Here is a 20864-nt window from a genome sequence, read left to right as displayed (position 1 = left end):
CCGCGCTACGGCCAATCTTCACCCTTGCCCCCTGCGTTCAGTGATATCTGCGATATGGTAGCAGTCTCGATCACCCCTTCCCATACTCGCTGCGCGGGCCGGGCTACACCTGCACCGAAAGCACCACACGGCCGACTACTTGATGGCACAATTATGTCTCTAGTAGAGATGGAGCAATTGCATGCGTGTGCTGGTAACGGGCGGTGCGGGGTACATCGGGAGCCATGTCTGCCTGAGTCTGTATTCCGCCGGGCACGATGTCCTGATCTTGGACAATTTCAGCAATGCCCGCAGGGATATCGGAGAGAGGATCCAACAAATTGCGGGAGTTCGGCCACGCATTGTAGAGGGCGACATACGCGATGAACACCTTCTGAGAAGCGTGCTGCATGACTTCGAGCCGGATGCAGTGATGCATTTTGCTGCAATGAAGGCTGTAGGGGAAAGCTCCGTCATTCCTCTGGAATACCATGACGTCAACGTGGGCGGCACCATAAGACTACTGAAAGCGATGCAGGCGTATCGCTGCAGAAAGCTCGTGTTCAGCTCATCGGCTACCGTTTACGGTCAGGCAGGAACATGCCCGGTGAATGAATCCGCCCCGGTTTCGGCGGCCAATCCGTACGGCAGGACCAAGCTATTCTGTGAACAGATCATCAGCGATACCCGTATGGCGGATCCGGAACTGCAGGCAATCAGTCTTCGCTACTTCAATCCAGTCGGCGCCCATCACTCGGGACTCATCGGGGAAACTCCGCAAGGCATTCCGAACAATCTTGTGCCGTACATTTCCCAGGTGGCCGCAGGAATTCGGTCGCAGTTGTCTGTCTATGGCGGCGACTACGCCACTGCAGATGGCACGGGAGTTCGCGACTACATTCATGTCTGTGATCTAGCGGACGCGCATCTTCGTGCTCTGCAAATGTTGCCCGATCTCAGCGATCTTGAAGCACTTAACCTCGGCACCGGGCGCGGTCACTCCGTCCTCGAGGTCATCAGGGCATTCGCGAAGGTATCCGGACGTCAAATCCCCTACCAGATAGTGGCGCGGCGCGAGGGTGACGCTGCACAGAGCTGGGCCGACACATCATTGGCCCGCAAGCGGCTCGGCTGGGTCGCGCAGCACAGTCTTCAGCGGATGTGCGAAGACGCATGGCGCTGGCAGCTCGCGCTGGCTCAGACGGAAGGTACCGCCAACTGAGCCGGACAGCCGGTCGTTTCCCTAGATTCTTTTCCATCCTGCGGCCAGCATGAAAATGCCCACCAGAAGATTCGAGCTGGCCCCGGCATCCTTCGCTGCCGCCTGTGGATTACTGCTGGCAATATCCGTACTTTTTCCATCCAGTCGTGTCGATAGCCCCCTCAATCGCCTAGAGGCCGCTCATACTGGTAGTGTCGGCCGCCCTCGCGGAATAGGCGCGCTGATTCTCCTGATGCGCATGTGCGATCAGTGGAAATCTCTTCCGCTGCGTAGCCGGCTGAGCTGGATCCGCGGCTGCATCCTCGCTGGCCGTCAGCATCACGCGGGGCATCAAAGGTCCGTTGATAGAAGCGATCAAACCCGGGACCGATTTCGGCCAGCAATACCAGGATCTGCCGGGTTACCTTGTAGCACGGGATCACCACTGCCATGCCTCTATTCCACTCCATCGCGTTTCTCCAGCAACAGTGATGCGTGTGTTTCTGCCCCGGGACCGAGCACCTCGAATTCAGCTCAGCGGCGCAGCCGCTGCAGCAGGGCCGACAGTCTGTATGCCAGCCCGACGATGCGGCTACTGCGCAATGCCTGCATCTCGTCAAGCGCTTCGACCACCCCCCCCAGCAACAGCCCCGATGAGCTCCCGTCGATGCGCGGAGGAGCGGCCAACGCCCCCAGCAAATTGGGCGACGCTGCCGGCCCTTGCCCGATCAACGTCGCTCCGGCCAGCATTTCGGCGTAAAGCAGGCTGTGGCGAGCACGCATGGCCGGATCGTGGATCATGGAATCCGGTCGTTGCCGGTAGAAGAAGTGAACGTCATTGGAGACAATGAAGCGACTGCCTTGCTGCAGCGCGCGACGGTAAAGCTGCCAGTCTTCATAGGACCGCAGGCTTTCGTCGTAGCCAAGTGCACGCAGTACCGAGGTTCGCGCCAGACTGGTGGCGGTGGAGAAACGATTGCCCAGCGCACCGGAATCAAAGGCCGCGCCGACCATTGGCAGGCTCTGGCCGAGCCGCAGCTCATTCACATCAGCCGCAGCATCATCATCGAAGAAGTAGGCGCAGCGGGGAACCACGAAGTCGTGCCCAAGCTGCCGCTGCAGCGCCCCTACAGCAATTGAAACGAACTCTGGCGACACCAGGTCATCAGCGTCCAGGCACAGAGTGAATTCGCCCTGCGCTACAGCTATGCCCGCGTTCCTTGCAGCAGACAACCCTTGGTTGAACTGAAGGCGCACGACGCGCAGGCCCACGACGGGGCTTGTCTCGAGCTTCTCGATCAGCTGCACCGTGACGGGATCGGTCGATCCATCGTCAACAACGATGACCTCCAGATCGCTCCACAAGAACTGCTGTATGTTGCGCAACGTCTGCGGCAACCAGCGCCCCATATTATAGCAAGGCACCACCACGGACACTTTTGCCGGGCCCAGTGTACCGACATCCAACACGGCCAGCTCCGACGACGGAGCAACCCGAACCCGGCATGTGGGCAACCATTGCTTCGATTGCAGCAATGCGTCGAGCAGCCCACTGGCATGCTCGTAGCCAAGATGGGTCTGCCCATGCTCCCACCCCTGATCAGCAGCAAGTGCTGGATTGGTGGCGTCCGCGATCAGCACATGACCACGGGCAACCAGTTCTCGCGCCAGCGCAGAGCCTGCAGACCAACGATCAGGCATGACCACGCGCATGGGCCCTACGCGCAGACAATCCTCGGAAGCCAAGAGGAAACGATGGCGCATGGAGGCAGGAACAACCTGCACTACCTCTGACAAAAGCGCAGGCTCACAGATCACCGAAACTTCTTGAAGGTCACCGTGCATCTTCTGCAGATAGCCGGAAATCGCTCGTAGACACTGACGGAGGGCAGGTCCTTCGGTCGCGACGCAGGCCAAGGCTGTGCTAACAGCATGACGCTCCTGCAGAGTCTCGGCCGGCTCCGACAGCGCCGGCTGCATGCGAAGCGGCCTCTGGTTGCCGGGAAGAAATCTCAGCAAGGACTCAGCAACTGCGCCGCTATCGATCAAGATCTGATCGCATTGCTCCAGGCACATCCGTTCCATGTCCATCAGCATCAACGCAGGCAATTCAGCATTGCGGCCCTGCCTCAGAGCCTCAATCGCCGAGATGCCGTCAAATCGCAGTATCACACGCGTAAGGTCGAATGCCTCTGATAAGGCGCGCTCTTGGAGAAGTGCGTAGGCCAGCGCGCCAAACGACGGTATCTCTACCCAATCCAAGCGCACTTGGTCTTGCAGTGCGCGCAGCGCCGCCATTACCGCCAGTGACCACCCTAGCTGCGTCGGATCCCCGCTGCGGCGAACATCCGGAAGCCTCCGGTGATTCATCGCATACAACGGCGCATCGACATGCAGGCTGCTTCGATCTGCACATGCCTGCAGCAAATCTGCAGGTATCGGACCTTCGCCAACGATCATCAACGACGCAGCGGGCGACGCGTGCAAACGTGCCCGCGCCAATGCAGCACGCTCTCCACCGCCGCACCAACAACCGAGCTGAATGACGATCACTTGCATGGATGCTCTGCCAGCCATCTCAGCGCATGCGCTGGTAGATGGGTGTCAAGCGCCGGATAGTCCACTTGCCGAAGCGCAGCACCCACGGTGCACGCTTCTGCAGAAGCGCGGCGAGGGCCAAGGTATAGCGCACGCTTTCACTCTCCAGCAATTCCTGCAAACGACGGGCGACCTCCGCGCTGCCCATGTCTCCCGCCATCGCGCCAGGAAGGCTGGAAACAGTAAACGTGAAATAGGCGGGAACATCCAGCTTTCCCAGCTGCACCCGCTTGCGCTGAAGACGGCGACGCCCTGCAATTTGCAATTGCTCTGCCTGCAGTTCATTGATCCGTGCCGATGGGTAAGCAAGCACGTTAACCGCCGAAGTCACCAGGAACCGCGTTCCAGCTTGACAAGCGCGAAGCATCATCTCCCACACTTCCAGTGCGGGCATGGTCGGATCGAAACCGAACCGCTTGGCGGTCTCGGTCCGGATCACATAGCTGTCCGGGGCAAAGCAATTCTCATAAAGTCCGGCGAGGCGCCCTTCACCATAGAAGATCCGATAGCCATCAATGCCTGCATTTCCCGCGAGGACATCACCTGCATCGCTCGTCACGCCCACCTGGCCCACGACCACGTCAAATCGCGGCTGTCCTGCCAGTGCAGTCACAGCCCTGCCAAGGAAGCCTGGCAGAACCTGATCCCCTCCCCGCAAGAACGCCACGAATGGAGTACGGACGGCTTCAAGGCCCAGATTTCGGGCCGTCGCATCACCTACCGGCACAGAGAGGCGCTGCAGTACCAGCCGCGGATCGTCGGCAGCCAGTCGTTCAAGTGCAGCCAGATCGCGTGGATCACGTGATGCGTCATCGATCACGATCAGCCTTTCCAAAGGCAGGTCCGAGGCCAGAATACTGTCCAACGTGCCGAGCACCCCACCCGCGCTATCCCGATTGACAACAACAACGGACAGCAGTCCCTCCAGGCACACCTCGACAGGCGAGGCCACGGGATGGAGCTGGCACCAGGGAAGCGGATCCTTGGGCACCTGTACCGGCACCAGATGACCCGCGGGAGCCTCGAACAACTCTCCCAGCACACGCGCCAGGCCTTCGGCACTACCATCGAACGTGCTGCAGTTGTTTCCATCCTGCCAAGGGCTGCCAGGACCAAAAGCCGGATTCTGCGCGTTGAGCACGCAGGCGGCACCGGAAAGCGATGCCTCGTATGCCGCCAGGCAGAATGATTCCCAAGGAGACGGGAAAACGCAGACTGCACCGGCGATGCTCTTCTCGCGTGCACCACCACTCACGCCACGCGCGAAGATTACCCTTCCACGCAGGTCCTCGGGCACCAGGGAGGTGATGTATTCCTGATAGCGTGCATCGAATGAGTGCGCCAGGAAGACCACATTGCCTTGGTACTTCGGCCGGGCACGAAGGAACTGAATGCATCCGCGGATAAAAGTGTCCGGCCGCTTGATGTCCTGCAACTTGGACGTGAACAGCAGCGGCGTCGCATCGGTGATGGCAATGGTCTGCTTGGCCGGCACCATCGTATCCAGCAGCACGGGCGGTGCATGCAATCGCAGGCGGGGGTTCCAGTCTGCTTCGCTGAAGCCATAGAACACCCGGAAAGCCTCAGCGACCTGCTCGATCTGGCCGACGACGAGATCGCAATCCGCAAGCGCCTTGCGTTCGAGATCAAAGAGGTTCAGCCCGTGCACGCTCTGCACACGTGGTTCGAAATCGGCAAGGATGCTGTCGGTAGTATGCAGGCGCACGGCCAGCGTCGCACCGGTGAGCGCATTGCCCAGCAGCTTTTCCTGGGTAGCAGCGAATGCCTGCGCCCCCCAATCCACGAACTCGACGTACTCGATCGGCCCACTCAGACGTTCCAGTTCAAGCAGGCCCTGCAACACATGCACTGACTCCCAGTGCAGCATGCTGTGGGTAAAGGCCGGTAATGGCGGGAATATCGCGCCACACCCGTCTACTTGCTGGAAGCGCGCGTGCGGCCACGCCAGGAAAGTCACACCCGGGTGGGCGAGCGCAAACGCTTCAGGCTCTACGTTGTCTCCCACATAAAGCACTGCCATCTCCGCACGATCCTCGTCCGGAGTAGTCATTAGCATGTTCGCGATCACGCGCCCGATGCCGCCAGCAGTGAAAGGGAAAAGTTCGCGGGTAACAAAAACCCTCAAGCCCATATTTAGAGTTCCATCAGTTCGGAATATCGCTCGAAGGACAGTGCGACCATCTGCTGCGAGTATGAAGTCAACATGTCATGCATCTCCGGAGCCGGAACGGCCAGCGTCCGTTGAAGCGTTCGCCGCACATCGGAAATGCTCAGAGGATCGTCCACCTGGGTGAGCTGGACGTAAGAATGATCTTCCAGCGCGTCCATTCCCAACCTCCCCCTGACGGCAGGCGTTCCGGCCGCGATCGCCTCAAGCTCCACCATTGGATGGCAATCGACGATGGATGCATTCATGACCACATCGCATTTCGCCATCGCCTCCATCATTTGCAGCTGACTGAGCTTCGGCAGACGCTTGAAGCTCTTGTCCACCTTGTACGGCAGCGAAAAATTCTCAGCCATCAACCAGATGGAATCTACTTCTTCGGCCGCCGCTGCCGCTGCAGCATTAGTGAAAAGATTCTTGTGGACGAGATTCCACGAAGGAATGAACACCGTGGCTCCGGTGGACCGGCGAGGAGCTCGCCCACTCGTATAGTTCGGCGGCATGTTGTAGATCTGCGGCTTCCAACTCGCCGAATCTGCGAGCGCCGCGTGTGTTCCCGCACGCATGACACTGACCTTGCGGATCATGCCAGCGCGAACGGCGCCATAGGCCAATGCGAACAACCGTCGTTCCTCGGCGTGGATCCACATCACAGGCGCCCCATGCCAGATCAGATAGATCCGGTCAAACCCTGCTGCGAACAGCCCCTTTACCCACTGTGACATCGAATCGGAGAAACCATGCACAACCAGACGGTTGACATTGTTCCGGGCGAGAAGGCGCGCGACCTCATCAACGTCATTGATCGCCGGCATGGAGGAACCGGTGACAGCCAGCTTCTGGCCTGGCAGCGCGCCACATGCAGCGCGGATACCAAACCATTCCTGATGCATGATGTGGCAGACCCGCTCGTGACCGCTCAGTGGCTGCGCAAATCGCGTGTCCCGCCGTGCATTGAACTCATAGGCGGACGCCCGCGGGGCCCAGGCAACCGAATCGCCACCGACCGGCTCCTCGATTTCATTGGAATCCAGCGTGTCGCTAGCCGCGACCTTTCCATTCATGATCCTGCGGACGCGCTCACGCAGTCCTTGCTGCCACGCATGGCGTTCGTTGTTGCTGCGAACGGCATCCAGCTCAGCTTGCGCCTTGTCGACGAGATCCCGCTGCTGCGTCAGGGCAAGCTCCAGGTCAGTCCGGCATTCCCTCAAGCTCTCCACTTCGGTAATCAGTGAGGATTGCTGCGACCCACCTTCAGCTCGAATCTCAGCAAACCGCGCCGCCATCTGTGGAATCACGTCGATGGCAGCAGTCAGGTGCTCCACGCCGCGTAGCATATCTGCGTCTTCGCCGAGAAACAGCCGCGCCTCATCCAGGTTCTTCAGGGCGTGAGCTTCGGCTTGACGGTAGAGCTCGACAGCATCCCGCATCTGCGCAATGTCACTTCCTATCGCGGCGCTCTCTGTTTCCATCCCACGTGCGACGGCGGTGGTAGCCTCATGGGTTCGGAGCAGGTAATCGCCTTGGGAGATCGGCTCGAAGCCATTTGCACCTGGCACTCGAACCTGACGCGGGGAACCGGTGCTGGGTTCGGAAAGGATGTAGATTCCGTGATCCGACAGAATTCCGTCTTCGACATCCACATTCATGTCAGCCGCAAGCGTGCCGGCGAAGTCGTGGCTCCAACACCCGGCATGCCACAGGTTTGCGAGCAGGCTGATCGACACCGGCCGATTCTCGATGAAACACAGCCGCCCCTCCGAGGCCAGCAGCGCGCGCATCTGCGCAAGCACGTCGGAAGCCTGCTCGCGACTGTTGTGGATCAACACCGAGACAGTGAAGATCACATCGAACTGCTCTCCCTGCATCACATCCGGCAATGAGGATCCGATGCGGATGCGGCGGTCGAGGTCGCCGGCAAGTGCAGGAGGTGGATCGCGTAGTAGCGGCTCGACCATTGCCGAGGAAATGTCGAAGCCGAAATAGTCCACAAAATCATGCTGCGAAAGCACGCGCGCCAGGCGACCAAAGCCCACACCGAAATCGAGGACCCGGACTGGACGCCCCAGGCGCACCGACCGTTCCATCAGGAAGCCCGAAAGCCAATCTTCCTGCCGGCCGTAGTTGCTATTGCCCGCCTCACGCCGGACCTTCTGCTGGTCCGCATAGAGTTCACCACTCCTGTTCAACCAGTAGTCGCGATTCTGGGTACTCATTCAGGCGCTGGCTCCCGCCGTAGGCTGGTCGCTGACAATCCGCCCGTGCTCCAGATGCATGATACGGTTGCAGTTGGCAGCGATGATGTCCTGATTATGACTGGCCAGGACCAAAATGCTCGCTTTCTGGACGATTTCGGCCAAACGTTGTTGCGCACGTGCATTGAAGTCAGCGTCGCCGACACCCAGCCATTCATCCATCAACAGGATCTCCGCATCAAAGCTGGTGGCGATGGAGAATGCCAAGCGGACCATCATGCCGCTGGAATAGACGCGCACCGGCATATTCACATACGGCCCAAGGCCCGAAAATTCGCAGATTTGCGGGATCTTGCCCTGAATCTCCGCAGGGGACAGTCCATGCAGCAAACCCTTCAGACGAATGTTCTCAATACCAGTCGCCTCGAAGTCCATGCCCATCGTCACGTCAAGCAGGTTCGCCACGCGCCCTTGACTCCGTACGTATCCGGAAGTTGGCTCGTATACACCCGCGAGGGTCTTCAACAATGTGGTTTTGCCTGCACCGTTGTGGCCGACAAGCCCGAGCTTGTCGCCTTCACGCAGTTTGAAACTGACATCCTTGAGCGAATCCACAACCGTGATGTTCCGACTGGTGGGAGCCACTCGCCCCCCCGTGACGGCAGACATGATGGCGCCTTTCATCGAGCGGTTGTTGGTGCCATAAATGGGCAGCTGGACGCTGCAGTCGACAATATCAATGAACGTCATGACATCACACCCACAGGGAAATCTTGTGGCGATTGGCCGCCAGGAAAGGAAGCGAAATCACGAAAGCCGCAGCGGTAAAGATCAGCACGTAATAGTAGGTAAGTGCGTCGGGAACCTGCCCCATCAGGGGCATGCGAACGATCTGGATGAAGTGATAGATCGGATTGATGTCAGCCACCCAGCGATGCGGGCCCAGCATCTCGGCCTTCCAGATGATCGGAGTCATGAAGAAGCCAAGCTGCATGAAATTGGCGATTGCTGGCTGCAGGTCGCGGAAACGGGCCGACAGCATGCCAAAGATCGCGGTGATCGGAATCGTTGCCAACAAGATCAGGGCCACGCCTGGCAGGGCCAGAAGCCACACCCACTGCGGTTCAATCTTGAGGAAGACGACGAACGGCAGGTAAGCAATCGCGCCGTGAAGGAAAACAATGAATGTGCGCGTCACCAACCGCATGACGTGCAAGGTCATTGGTAGACGCATAGAGCGGATCAGGTTTTCAGAAGATGTGAAAGTAGTACAACCCTCTTGGACAGTCGTTGAAATGTAGATCCAAACGATATCTCCCAGTGCGATATAAGGGAGATAGTCACGCAGATTCATGCGGAACAACTGACTGTAGAGAAGGCCGATACCCAGGATCAGCACGAACATGCTGATGGTTATCCAGAACGGCCCAAGGACGGAACGGCGATACTTGTGTTTGATATCAAGCAACGCCAATGCCGTCCACGCACGCCATGCGCCCATACCGTCAGCTACATCGCGAATGAAGGCAGGCAATGCACTCAGCTGCGTATCGCGTGTGGTAATGCGCGCCGGATGCCGGGCAGCTTCCGCTTTAAGGATTGTTTCAGTATTCACTTCAGTGCCTCTTCCAGATCAACCTGCAGATCCCCCACATCCTCCACCCCCACGCTCAGCCGCACCAGCGCATCGCTGATGCCCAGCTGCGCGCGGCGCTCCACCGGGATCGACGCATGTGTCATCACCGCCGGGTGGTTGACCAGGCTTTCCACGCCGCCCAGCGACTCGGCCAGGGTGAACAGTTCGGTCTTCTCGCAGAAGCGCTTGGCCGCTTCGAAGCCGCCCTTCAGCACGATCGAGACGATGCCACCGTAGCCGGACATCTGCTTGCCCGCCAGCGCATGCTGCGGGTGCGAGGCCAGGCCCGGGTAGATCACCTTCTCCACCGCCGGATGCTTTTCCAGCCACTGTGCCAGCGCCATCGCGTTGGCGCAGTGCGCCTTCATGCGCAGCGGCAGGGTCTTCAGGCCACGCAGTGCCAGGAAGCTGTCGAACGGGCCTTGCACGCCACCCACCGAGTTCTGCAGGAAGGCCATCTGCTCGGCCAGTTCGGCGTTGTCACCGACCACGACCATGCCACCGACCATGTCCGAGTGGCCATTGAGGTACTTGGTGGCCGAGTGCAGCACCAGGTCCGCGCCCAGCTCCAGCGGACGCTGCAGCATCGGCGAGGCGAAGGTGTTGTCGACCACCACGATCAGGCCATGGCGCTTGGCGATGGCGGCGACCGCGGCGATGTCGACGATCTTCAGCATCGGGTTGGTCGGCGTCTCGATCCACACCATCTTCGTCTTCGACGTGATCGACGCTTCGAACGCCGCCAGATCAGTCAGGTCGACAAAGCTGAAGTCCAGCCCGGCGGTGCGGCGACGCACGCGCTCGAACAGGCGGAAACTGCCGCCATAGATGTCGTCCATCGCCACCACGTGGCTGCCGGCATCCAGCAGTTCGATCACCGTCGAACTGGCGGCCATGCCCGAAGCAAAGGCGAAGCCGCGGGTGCCGCCTTCCAGCGAGGCCACGCAACGCTCGTAGGCGAAGCGGGTCGGATTGTGCGTGCGCGAGTACTCGAAGCCCTGGTGCTCGCCCGGGCTGGACTGCGCATAGGTCGAGGTGGCGTAGATCGGCGGCATCACCGCACCGGTGCTCGGGTCGGGCGACTGACCGCCATGGATGGCCAGGGTGGCCAGCGCCAGCGCGCGGTCCGGGGAAGAAGCGTTGGACATGTCGTTTCCTGAATGGCGCCGATGACCGGCGCCGTCGAAGGAGCGGGAGTCTATCAGCGCGGCCTTAACAGGCTTTGACGCGGATAAACCGGGATTCAGCAGCGATCTGCGGCGATAAACGCCTTACTGAACGCGCCGGCGCAGGTAATTGAGCAGATCGATACGGGTGATCAAGCCGAGGAAGGCGTCACCGTCCATCACGATCGCCACCTGACCGCGGTCGAACACCGGCAGCAAGGCCTCGATGGGCGACTTCACATCCAGGCGATCCAGCTTGCTGACCATGGCAGTGGCCACCGGGTCGCGGAAGCGTGCTTCATCGCCATAGACATGCAACAGCACGTCGCTTTCGTCGACGATGCCGACCAGCTGGTCGCCATCCATCACCGGCAGCTGCGACACGTCGTACAGCTTCATGCGCTGGTAGGCGGTGGTCAGCAGGTCATTCGGGCCGATCACGACGGTGTCGCGCTGGCCGTATGGGCGCAGGATCAGGTCGCGCAGGTCACCGTGCTGCGGGCGCTGCAGGAAGCCGTTGTCCAGCATCCAGTAGTCGTTGTACATCTTCGACAGGTACTTGTTGCCGGTATCGGGCACCAGCACCAGCACCTTCTTCGGCGTGGTCTGCTCCTTGCAGTACTTCAGCGCCGCCGCCAGCAGGGTGCCGGTGGAAGATCCGCCAAGGACACCTTCCTTGGCCAGCAGCTCGCGCGCGGTATGGAAGCTCTCGGCGTCGGTGATGGCGTAGGCCTTGGTGACGCGGCTGAAATCGGAGATCGAGGGCAGGAAGTCCTCGCCGATGCCTTCCACCAGCCAGCTGCCCGACTTGTCGTTGAGCACGCCGTCGTTGATGTACTCGGCCAGGATCGAGCCGACCGGGTCGGCCAGCACCAGCTCGGTCTTCGGTGACAGCGTGGCGAAGGCGCGCGACAGGCCGGTCATGGTGCCGGAGCTGCCGCAGCCGAACACGATCGCATCCAGATCGCCGCCCATCTGCTCGAGGATCTCCGGGCCGGTGCCGAATTCGTGTGCGGCCGGGTTGTCCGGGTTGCCGAACTGGTTGATGAAGTACGCGCCCGGGGTCTGCTCGGCGATGGTCTTGGCCAGGTCCTGGTAGTACTCCGGGTGACCCTTGGCCACGTCCGAGCGGGTCAGGCGTACTTCGGCACCCATCGCCTTCAGGTTGAAGATCTTCTCCCGGCTCATCTTGTCCGGAACCACCAGGATCAGCTTGTAGCCCTTCTGCTGGGCCACCAGCGCCAGGCCCAGGCCGGTGTTGCCGGCGGTGCCTTCGACCAGGGTCGCGCCAGCCTTCAGGTCGCCGCGTTTTTCTGCCGCCTCGATCATCGACAGGCCGATGCGATCCTTGATCGATCCGCCCGGGTTGGCGCTTTCGAGCTTCAGGTAGAGCTCGCAGACGCCTGCATCCAGGCGCTGGGCCTTGACGATCGGGGTCTGGCCGATGAGTTCGAGGACGGAAGAATGGATGGGCATTCGGGGGACTTCGGTTCGCGCCACGCAGGGCCGGACCGATGATTATCCGACGGATGGCGACGAAAGTCAGGCCGGTTCGATGCCAAGGCGGCGGCCCGCGGAAAAAGGGATGCGGACGGCCCCGGATCGACGAGGAGACCGGTACCGCCCGCATCGGGGGACGTGCCTGCAGGGCCAAGGCACCACCGCGTGTGGTGCCTTGGCGCGACGCCTGCGTTCAGCGGCGCCGCGTTGCCAGGTCAGGAGTGCCTGGCAGGGCCATCGATGGCCGGGTCATGCCATTCCGGGCACGACAGGGGTGCGTCAATGCGTGGGGGACGACGTTGCGAGCGGTGCTTCATACATTCGCAGAAGGCGTTGCTTGGCCAGCAGCTTCTCGCGCTTCATTCGACCCAGGGTGACATCATCGATCGGGAGTACACCCAACTCCGCATCCATGCACTTCTTGTTCAACTTGCGGTGCTGGTCATGGAGTGCCCGGAACTCCGGATCGCGCGCGCGACGGGCGTCGATCTCGCTCTGGGGCTGATCTTCAAACATGATGGACCTCCTTCGACAGATACACGAACGCCCCGGCCGCAAGGCACGGGGCGTTGTTCATGGAGGAGTGCCGGTCGATGCCCACATGGGTGCCCACAACGACGTGCGGCACTGGCCTGCGCACTTCGATCTGCTGCGGTTCGCGCCCTGCTTGCATCGGCCCGGCCCTCCCATCGTCCGGTCCGCGTTATTGCGTCCCGGACGATTGACCCTACGCTTGCTCTGGACGGGGTTCAAGCCCCTGCAGCAAAAAGACCGAACCCCGCCGAGGCGGGGTTCAGGCTGAATACTCAACACAACGAAAAACAAACAATATCAAGCAATTACGGCGCGATCACGACCTCGGCCGAGCGGGCCCGGGTGGAGGCGGCCTTCTTGCCGGCGACCTGGATCCGGCTGCTGGCGACGCCGGCTGAAACCAGCGCGTCGCGCAGTGCCTCGGCGCGCTTCTGGCCGACGCCATTGGCACTGTCGTAGGCCTCGATGCGGATCCTGCCCTTCTTGCCGATGTTCACGTACTCGGCCAAGGCCTTGGCCTGGTTGCGGGCGCCACCGGACAGGCTCGAGGCCCCGGCAGCGTACGCGTCACCGGCAAAAGTGAAGACCTCCCCGCGGCTATCGAACCTTGAGCCCGGCAGCTTCTGCCCGGACACCAGCTCGGCTTCCTCACGGGCCAGCTTGGCCGCGTTCTGCTGGGCCGAGCTGAGGCGCTGCTGCTGCTTGCCAGCCACGCTGGTCAGGGCGTTCTCGGCATCCTGGCGGGCCAGGGTCTCTGCCTCAGCCGCCTGGCGCAGGCGTTCGGCCTCTTCTGCCTGCATCTGCGCTTGCATGCGCAGCTGCTCGGCTTCCTGGCGGGCGCGGGCGGCATCGCGGCGGCTGGCTTCGATCAGCAGGTCGCTGCGGGTGCGTTCCAGGCGGTCGACCTCTCGCGCGGCCAGCGCAGCCCGCACGGCGGTCTCGGCGATCTCGACCCGGCGCTCGGCCAGGTAGGTGGCCAGTTCCTGGTCGCGGCGCTTGGCCTTCTCCAGGGTGGCGATGGCCTGCTGCGCCTGCATGCGCTCGAAGGCGCCCAGCTCGGCGGTGTCCGGATTGGCCTGGATCGACAGCAGGCGCTGGCTGAGCTGGCCGACCATCGGGTTGTCCGCGGCCAGCGCCAGCGTCGGCAGGGCCAGCAGTGTGGCCAGGGTCAGGGCGGAGATGGTCTTCATCGGCGGTCCTCCCCGGTCGACAACTGGCGTTGCAGCTGGTTGACCTCGTTGCGGCGCAGCTGCAGCTGTGCGGTCGCCGTGGCTTCCTCGCTGCGGGCACGGGCCAGATCGGCGTCAACGGCAGCGCGCAGGGCCATGGCCGGTGCGTTCTTGCGCTCGCGGCGGTCGCCCGCGGCACGCTGGGCCTGCTCCAGTCCCTGACGGGCCAGCCCGATCAGGTCCGGGGCGTACTGGTCGGCATCGGCCTGGGTGGCTTTGTCCACCGCCTGCCGGGCCTGCGCCAGTTCCAACGCGCCGTCCTGCGCCCAGGCGGGGGCAGAGAGTGCGAATGCAAACGCCATCACATACAGGCTGTGGCGCATTCGTGCGAAGCTAAGTCGTTTCATTGGGGAGGCCGTACCGGTTGTCGGTTCGCGGCCATTGTCGTCAAGCCGGTACCGTGCTTGCAACGGGCACCGGCAGTTTCGTTGGGGAAAATTCGCAATGGATATCGGCTACTTCCTGAAGCTGATGACCGAAAAGAACGCTTCGGACATGTTCTTGACCACCGGCGCGCCGGTCTACATCAAGATCGAGGGCAAGCTGTATCCGCTCGGCAACACCGGCCTGCCGCCGGGAATGGTGAAGAAAATCGCCTACTCGCTGATGGACGAGGGCCAGGTGCCCCAGTTCGAGCGCGAGCTGGAGCTCAACATGGCCATCGCCCTGGCCGATGCCGGGCGTTTCCGTGTCAACGTGTTCAAGCAGCGCGGTGAAGTGGGCATGGTCATCCGCGCCATCCGCAGCCGGATTCCGAGCATCGAAGAGCTCAACCTGCCGCAGGTGCTGAAGGACGTCATCATGACTCCGCGCGGGCTGGTGCTGGTGGTGGGGTCCACCGGCTCGGGCAAGTCCACCTCGCTGGCGTCGATGATCGATCACCGCAACAGCACCACCACCGGTCACATCCTCACCATCGAGGACCCGATCGAGTACCTGCACAAGCACAAGATGTCGATCGTGAACCAGCGCGAGGTCGGGCTGGATACCCACACCTTCCACGACGCGCTGAAGAATGCGATGCGTGAAGCACCGGACGTGATCCTGATCGGCGAGATCCTGGATGCCGAAACGATGGAGGCGGCAATCGCCTTCGCCGAAACCGGTCACCTGTGCCTGGCCACCCTGCACTCCAACAACGCCGACCAGACCATCGAGCGCATCCTCAACTTCTTCCCGGAAAGCGCGCACAAGAACGTGCTGATGAACCTCGCGCTGAACCTGCGCGCGGTGGTCAGCCAGCGCCTGGTGAAGAACAAGGAGGGGCGCCGCTTGCCGGCCACCGAAGTGCTGATCAACACGCCGATGATCCGCGACCTGCTGCGACGTGGCCAGGTGCACGAGATCAAGGCGGCGATGGAAGCCTCGCTGGAAGAAGGCATGGAAAGCTTCGACCAGTGCCTGTTCCGGCTGGCCAAGGCCGGCACCATCGATCAGGAGGAGGCGCTGCGTGCGGCCGACTCACGCGATGGCCTGGCGCTGAAGTTCCGCCTGTCCGAAGGCGGCAACGGCGAGCATGATCCCTATGCGGACTTCTCGGCCGGCGCGCCGAGCATTACCCACGGGTTCTGACGGCACGCCCGCCGGGCATGGCCCGGCGCTACCAGACGCGTGGTGGTAGCGCCGGGCCATGCCCGGCGAAATCCTGAAGGGTTAAGGGGCGGTCTCATCCAATGAGACCTCTTGTCCGTAGGTTCCTTCAATGGAAACCATACGCAAGCTGGCCATCCTTGCCGACGCCGCAAAATACGACGCCTCCTGCGCCTCCAGCGGCGCGGGCAAGCGCGATTCGCGCGCCTCCGGCGGCATCGGCAGTACCGAAGGCATGGGTATCTGCCACAGCTACACGCCCGATGGCCGCTGCGTGTCGTTGCTGAAGATCCTGCTGACCAACTTCTGCGTGTACGACTGCGCCTATTGCGTGAACCGGGTGTCCAGCAACGTGCCGCGCGCGCGTTTCAGCGTGGACGAGGTGGTCACGCTCACCCTGGACTTCTACAAGCGCAATTACATCGAAGGTCTGTTTCTTTCCAGCGGCATCATCCGCAATGCGGACTACACGATGGAACGCATGGTGGAGGTGGCACGACGGCTGCGCGAAGAGCATCGGTACGCCGGCTACATCCATCTGAAGACCATCCCCGAGGCATCGCCGGAGCTTCTGGCCGCTGCGGGGCGTTACGCCGATCGCCTGTCGATCAACGTTGAGCTGCCCACCGAGGCGGGCTTGGCGACCCTCGCCCCGGAAAAGACCAGCACATCGATCCGCGGCGCGATGGGTGAGCTGCGCTGGCGCATTGAAGAAGCCAAGGAGGCCCGCAAGGCGCCGGCGGTGATCGCCCCGGTATCCAACCGCAGCGCACGTCCTCGCCTTCCCCGCTTCGCACCCGCCGGGCAGAGCACGCAGATGATCGTCGGCGCCGACGGTGCCAGTGACCAGCAGATCCTGACCAGCGCCGACAGCCTCTACGGCAACTACCGCATGCGCCGGGTGTACTACTCCGCCTTCAGTCCGATTCCCGATGCGAGCCGCCAGCTACCGCTGCAACCGCCGCCGCTGCAGCGCGAGCACCGGCTGTACCAGGCCGATTGGCTGCTGCGCTTCTACGGCTATGGCGTGGAGGAGATCACCGACACCACCCAGGGCGGCATGCTGGACCTGGACATCGATCCGAAGATGGCCTGGGCGATACGGCATCCGGAGCGCTTCCCGGTGGACCTGAACCTTGCACCGAAGGAACTGCTGCTGCGGGTGCCCGGGCTGGGCGTGCGCAACGTCAAGCGCGTGCTGATGGCACGCCGCCACGGTCGCCTGCGGGTGGCCGACCTGGCCCGGCTGAAGGCACCGATGAGCAAGCTGCTGCCGTTCGTACAGCTGGCCGACCACCATCCCCGCAACGCGCTGGATGATCCGGCGGCGCTGCGCGCGAAGCTGGCCCCACCACCCCGCCAGGGCTCGCTGTTCGATGCCGCGCCCGCTGCCTGAAACGCAACGCTGGTCTTTGCGGGTGGACCCGCCGTGGTCACTGGACGCTTGGCGCAACGCGGCGCGGGAGGCGTTGCTGCGCGGCGTGCGCCCTGAGCAGCTGGACTGGCTGGTGGATTCCGAGCCGTCATTGCTGGATGCGCCAGCGGTGCAGCAGGCGCCGTTGCCCGACGACGCCACCGCACCGAACGTGCCGCGCGACTTCGTGGAACTGGCCGCGACCTGCCTGTGCCATCGCGATCCGCAGCGCCTGCCGTTGCTGTACCGCCTGCTGTGGCGCATCACCCACGGCGAACGCACGGTGCTGTCCAATCCTGCCGATGCCGATGTGCTGCGTTTGATGGCGCTGGCGCAGGCGGTGCGCCGCGATACGCACAAGATGAAGGCCTTCGTGCGCTTCCGCGAGGTGCCCGGCGAGACGGACGCGTTCATCGCCTGGTTCGAGCCCGATCACAACATCGTCGACCGCGTTGCACCCTTCTTCGCCCGCCGTTTCGCCGGCATGCGCTGGGCGATCCTGACGCCCACGCGCAGCGTGCAGTGGGATGGCAGCGCTCTATGGTTCGGCGATGGCGGCACCCGCCAGGATGCCCCCGCCGAAGACGCACGCGAAACGCTGTGGCAGACCTATTACGCCAGCATCTTCAATCCTGCGCGGCTCAACACGCGGATGATGCAGCAGGAAATGCCCACCCGCTACTGGAAGCACCTTCCCGAAGCACAGCTGTTGCCTGGCCTTGTGCGCGATGCGGCCAACCGTGTGCAGGAGATGCACGATCGGCCGGCGCAGGCACCACAACGACGTATTCCAGCGCGGCAGAACGATGCCGCCGATGCCGCTGCGGACGATGGCAGCCTGCAGGCACTGCGGCAGCAGGCGGCCGTCTGCCGGCAGTGCCCGTTGTGGGAGGCGTCCACCCAGACCGTGTTCGGCGAAGGTCGTGCCGACGCACGCATCATGCTAGTGGGCGAACAGCCCGGCGATGTCGAGGACCTGAGTGGCCGCCCCTTCGCGGGCCCGGCCGGAAAGCTGCTGGACCGCACGCTGCAGGAACTGGGCATCGAACGCAGCACGCTGTACCTGACCAACGCGGTGAAGCATTTCCACCACGAGCGGCGCGGCAAGGTGCGCCTGCACAAGCGCCCGGAGAGCCATCATGTACACGCCTGCCGGCCGTGGCTGCAGGGCGAGATCGCACGGGTGAAACCGAAGGTGATCGTCTGCCTGGGTGCCACGGCAGCGACCGCGTTGTTCGGCAGCGGCTTCAACCTCATGCGCGACCGTGGCCGCTGGCTCACGCTGGAGGATGGCACCCGTGCTTACGCCACGGTGCATCCGGCCTGGGTGCTGCGGCAGAAGGATGAAGCGCGGCGCGAGGACGCCTACCGTCTGTTCCGCGACGACCTGCGGCAGCTGCAGGTGGCCAATTCCGCGCCCGCCGGGCATGGCCCGGCGCTACCGCGCGACGAAGACCGGTAGCGCCGGGCCATGCCCGGCGAGCAAAGCGGCACGTCAGGCAGCGTCGATCTGGTTTTCCGGGCGTGCTCCGGTGAATGCATCCAGCTGCTGGCAGGCGGTCTCGATCCGGCGGAGGATCGGGTACGGCGCCAGATCCAGACCAAACCGATGCGCGTTGTACAACTGCGGCAACAGGCAGATATCGGCCAGACCCGGGCGGTCACCGTGGCAGAACGTGCCGGTGTCCGCGCTTGCGGCCAGCATCGTTTCCATCGCGGCGAAGCCCTCGGCCATCCAGTGCAGCGTCCATTGCGTGCGCGCATCAGCGGGCAACTGCAGGTCGCGCTCCAGGTACTGCATCACCCGCAGGTTGTTGATCGGGTGGATGTCGCAGGCCACCAGTTGCGCCAGCGCCCGCACCCGTGCACGGCCAGCGGCATCGGCCGGCAGCAGCGGCACCTGCGGAAAGCGCTCTTCCAGATACTCCAGGATCGCCAGCGACTGGGTCAGCACGTGACCGTCATGCAGCAGCGTAGGCACCAGCTGCTGCGGGTTGAGCCCGCGGTAGGCGTCATGGTGCTGCTCACCGCCCTCGCGCACCAGATGCACTGGTCTTGCTTCGAAGGCCAGGCCTTTCAATGCCAGGCCGATGCGCACGCGGTAGGCGGCGCTGGATCGCCAGTAGGTGTACAGCACGATGCCGTCGTCGACCGGAATCTCCATCGCCGCCTCCATGCTCAGGGCTTGGCCGCCTGTTCGATGCGCTGCTCGATCGCACCGAAGATGCTGTTGCCGGCGGCATCGAGCATTTCGATGCGGACCACGTCGCCGAAGGACATGAACGGCGTGCTCGGCTTGCCGTCGCGCAGGGTCTCCACCACGCGCTGCTCGGCGAAGCAGGAAGCGCCCTTGCTGGTGTCTTCGTTGGCGATGGTGCCCGAGCCGACGATGGTGCCGGCACTGAGCGGACGCGTCTTCGCCGCGTGCGCGACCAGCTGGGCGAAGTTGAACTGCATGTCGACACCGGCTTCCGGCGCGCCGAACCACTTATCGTTGATGTGGGTCAGCAGCGGCAGGTGCACCTTGCTGTCCTGCCAGGCAGCGCCCAGCTCATCGGGGGTGACGAACACCGGCGACAACGCCGAGCGCGGCTTGGACTGCAGGAAACCGAAGCCCTTGGCCAGCTCGCCCGGGATCAGGTTGCGCAGCGAGACGTCGTTGACCAGACCGACCAGTTGGATGTGGCCGGCGGCCTGCTCCGGCGTGGCCGCCATCGGCACGTCGTCGGTGATGACCACGATTTCCGCTTCCAGGTCGATGCCATAGTCCTCGCTGACCACCTTGACCGCATCGCGCGGGCCATGGAAACCGGCGCTGGTGGCCTGGTACATCAACGGATCGCTGTAGAAGCTCTCCGGCACCTCGGCGCCGCGGGCGCGACGGACGCGCTCGACGTGCGGCAGGTAGGCGCTGCCATCGACAAATTCATAGGCGCGCGGCATCGGCGCGGCCAGGGCCTGCGGGTCCAGGTCGAACACGCCATCGGCGTCACCGGCATTGAGCGACTCATACAGCGCATTCAGACGCGGGGCCAGATGGCTCCAGTCCTCCAGAGCCAACTGCAGGGTGGCGGCGATGCCGGTGGCGCGCACGCCGTGGCGCAGGTCACGCGAAACGACGATCAGGGTGCCGTCGCGGCCGCCTTCCTTCAAGGAACCAAGCTTCATGGTGGGTGTCCGGAGTCGTGGGCAAACAAGTTTCAAGTGTAATCAAATATCCGGTGCAGCCAAGCTGCAGCGCGGCATCGCCTCACCCTACCGTAGTGGGGGGGTGTCAGGCAGGGCTGCGCCCTGCACCTGCAGAAGCTTTCAAGCCACAGCCGGAGCAACGGCCACAGCCGGCTCTGGGTCTTCTGTGGGTTGGGCGGGGCGGTGTGGGCCTGCAGGACACGCCGTGAACCCATCCATGGGGGCTCGATGGCGCCATCCATGGCGCCAACGGTCCTGCAGGCCCACACCGCCCCACCCTCGACAGTTTCCCGACGACGGTTGGTAGATCCACGCCATGCGTGGATGAATCTCCATCGAAATCGAATATTCCGACAATTCATCGAAGAACATCCACGCATGGCGTGGATCTACCGTGTCGACCAAGGTCGACACCCGCCCAGAGCAGGCCATGCCTTCCCGACAG

At 62.8% G+C, this 20864-nt stretch carries 16 protein-coding genes; 4 read left to right on the top strand and 12 right to left on the bottom strand.

The window, feature by feature from the left end; genetic code table 11:
* The first annotated feature begins 181 nt into the window (after nt 1–181).
* Nucleotides 182–1201, top strand: coding sequence for a UDP-glucose 4-epimerase GalE (gene galE, locus QOL57_RS18145; protein WP_089238604.1), 1020 nt, complete (start codon nt 182–184; stop codon nt 1199–1201).
* 513 nt (nt 1202–1714) lie between these two features.
* On the opposite strand, the gene QOL57_RS18140 is transcribed toward galE, so the two are convergent.
* The 10 genes from QOL57_RS18140 to QOL57_RS18095 form a co-directional block, all read right to left on the bottom strand.
* A complete protein-coding gene (locus QOL57_RS18140; protein WP_157803067.1) occupies nt 1715–3739 on the bottom strand; it encodes a glycosyltransferase in 2025 nt (674 codons plus the stop codon).
* A gap of 19 nt (nt 3740–3758) precedes the next feature.
* Nucleotides 3759–5930, bottom strand: coding sequence for a glycosyltransferase (locus tag QOL57_RS18135; RefSeq protein WP_089238600.1), 2172 nt, complete (start codon nt 5928–5930; stop codon nt 3759–3761).
* A gap of 2 nt (nt 5931–5932) precedes the next feature.
* Nucleotides 5933–8182, bottom strand: a complete 2250-nt coding sequence (locus QOL57_RS18130) for a class I SAM-dependent methyltransferase (protein WP_089238598.1) — start codon at nt 8180–8182, stop codon at nt 5933–5935.
* A complete protein-coding gene (locus tag QOL57_RS18125) occupies nt 8183–8911 on the bottom strand; it encodes an ABC transporter ATP-binding protein (RefSeq protein ID WP_089238596.1) in 729 nt (242 codons plus the stop codon).
* Nucleotides 8912–8915: 4 nt separating this feature from the next.
* A complete protein-coding gene (locus QOL57_RS18120; protein ID WP_141134243.1) occupies nt 8916–9776 on the bottom strand; it encodes an ABC transporter permease in 861 nt (286 codons plus the stop codon).
* A complete protein-coding gene (locus tag QOL57_RS18115) occupies nt 9773–10945 on the bottom strand; it encodes a cystathionine gamma-synthase (protein ID WP_089238592.1) in 1173 nt (390 codons plus the stop codon). Before QOL57_RS18115 ends, QOL57_RS18120 begins: the two co-directional genes overlap by 4 nt.
* Nucleotides 10946–11068: 123 nt before the next feature.
* On the bottom strand, nt 11069–12439 hold the full coding sequence (locus QOL57_RS18110; RefSeq protein ID WP_089238590.1) for a pyridoxal-phosphate dependent enzyme: 1371 nt from the start codon (nt 12437–12439) through the stop codon (nt 11069–11071).
* Nucleotides 12440–12742: 303 nt separating this feature from the next.
* Entirely contained in the window at nt 12743–12979 is a 237-nt protein-coding gene (locus QOL57_RS18105; RefSeq protein ID WP_089238588.1) for a YdcH family protein, read from the bottom strand.
* Nucleotides 12980–13302: 323 nt separating this feature from the next.
* Nucleotides 13303–14187 (bottom strand): hypothetical protein, encoded by an 885-nt coding sequence (locus QOL57_RS18100; protein WP_089238586.1) that lies wholly within the window; start codon nt 14185–14187, stop codon nt 13303–13305.
* Nucleotides 14184–14549 (bottom strand): DUF4398 domain-containing protein, encoded by a 366-nt coding sequence (locus QOL57_RS18095; protein ID WP_089238584.1) that lies wholly within the window; start codon nt 14547–14549, stop codon nt 14184–14186. The genes QOL57_RS18100 and QOL57_RS18095 overlap by 4 nt, the downstream gene beginning before the upstream one ends.
* Nucleotides 14550–14670: 121 nt before the next feature.
* Here QOL57_RS18095 and QOL57_RS18090 point away from each other — a divergent pair, with 121 nt between their 5' ends.
* The 3 genes from QOL57_RS18090 to QOL57_RS18080 all read left to right on the top strand — a co-directional run bounded on the left by QOL57_RS18090 (nt 14671) and on the right by QOL57_RS18080 (nt 18692).
* Nucleotides 14671–15798: a PilT/PilU family type 4a pilus ATPase gene (locus tag QOL57_RS18090; protein WP_089238582.1), complete on the top strand. Its 1128-nt coding sequence runs from the start codon at nt 14671–14673 to the stop codon at nt 15796–15798.
* Between the two features lie 130 nt (nt 15799–15928).
* Nucleotides 15929–17212, top strand: coding sequence for a putative DNA modification/repair radical SAM protein (locus tag QOL57_RS18085; protein WP_089238580.1), 1284 nt, complete (start codon nt 15929–15931; stop codon nt 17210–17212).
* Nucleotides 17193–18692, top strand: coding sequence for a UdgX family uracil-DNA binding protein (locus QOL57_RS18080; protein WP_089238578.1), 1500 nt, complete (start codon nt 17193–17195; stop codon nt 18690–18692). Before QOL57_RS18085 ends, QOL57_RS18080 begins: the two co-directional genes overlap by 20 nt.
* A gap of 33 nt (nt 18693–18725) precedes the next feature.
* Here QOL57_RS18080 and maiA read toward each other — a convergent pair whose 3' ends face one another.
* On the bottom strand, nt 18726–19394 hold the full coding sequence (gene maiA, locus QOL57_RS18075) for a maleylacetoacetate isomerase (RefSeq protein ID WP_089238577.1): 669 nt from the start codon (nt 19392–19394) through the stop codon (nt 18726–18728).
* A gap of 14 nt (nt 19395–19408) precedes the next feature.
* Nucleotides 19409–20398 (bottom strand): fumarylacetoacetate hydrolase family protein, encoded by a 990-nt coding sequence (locus QOL57_RS18070; protein WP_089238575.1) that lies wholly within the window; start codon nt 20396–20398, stop codon nt 19409–19411.
* Between the last annotated feature and the right edge of the window lie 466 nt (nt 20399–20864).

The sequence above is a fragment of the Stenotrophomonas sp. yr243 genome (assembly GCF_900184195.1).
Classification (GTDB): domain Bacteria; phylum Pseudomonadota; class Gammaproteobacteria; order Xanthomonadales; family Xanthomonadaceae; genus Stenotrophomonas; species Stenotrophomonas lactitubi.
The sequence above is the reverse complement of the archived record's forward strand: the minus strand, read 5'-3'. Positions and strand labels throughout refer to the sequence as shown.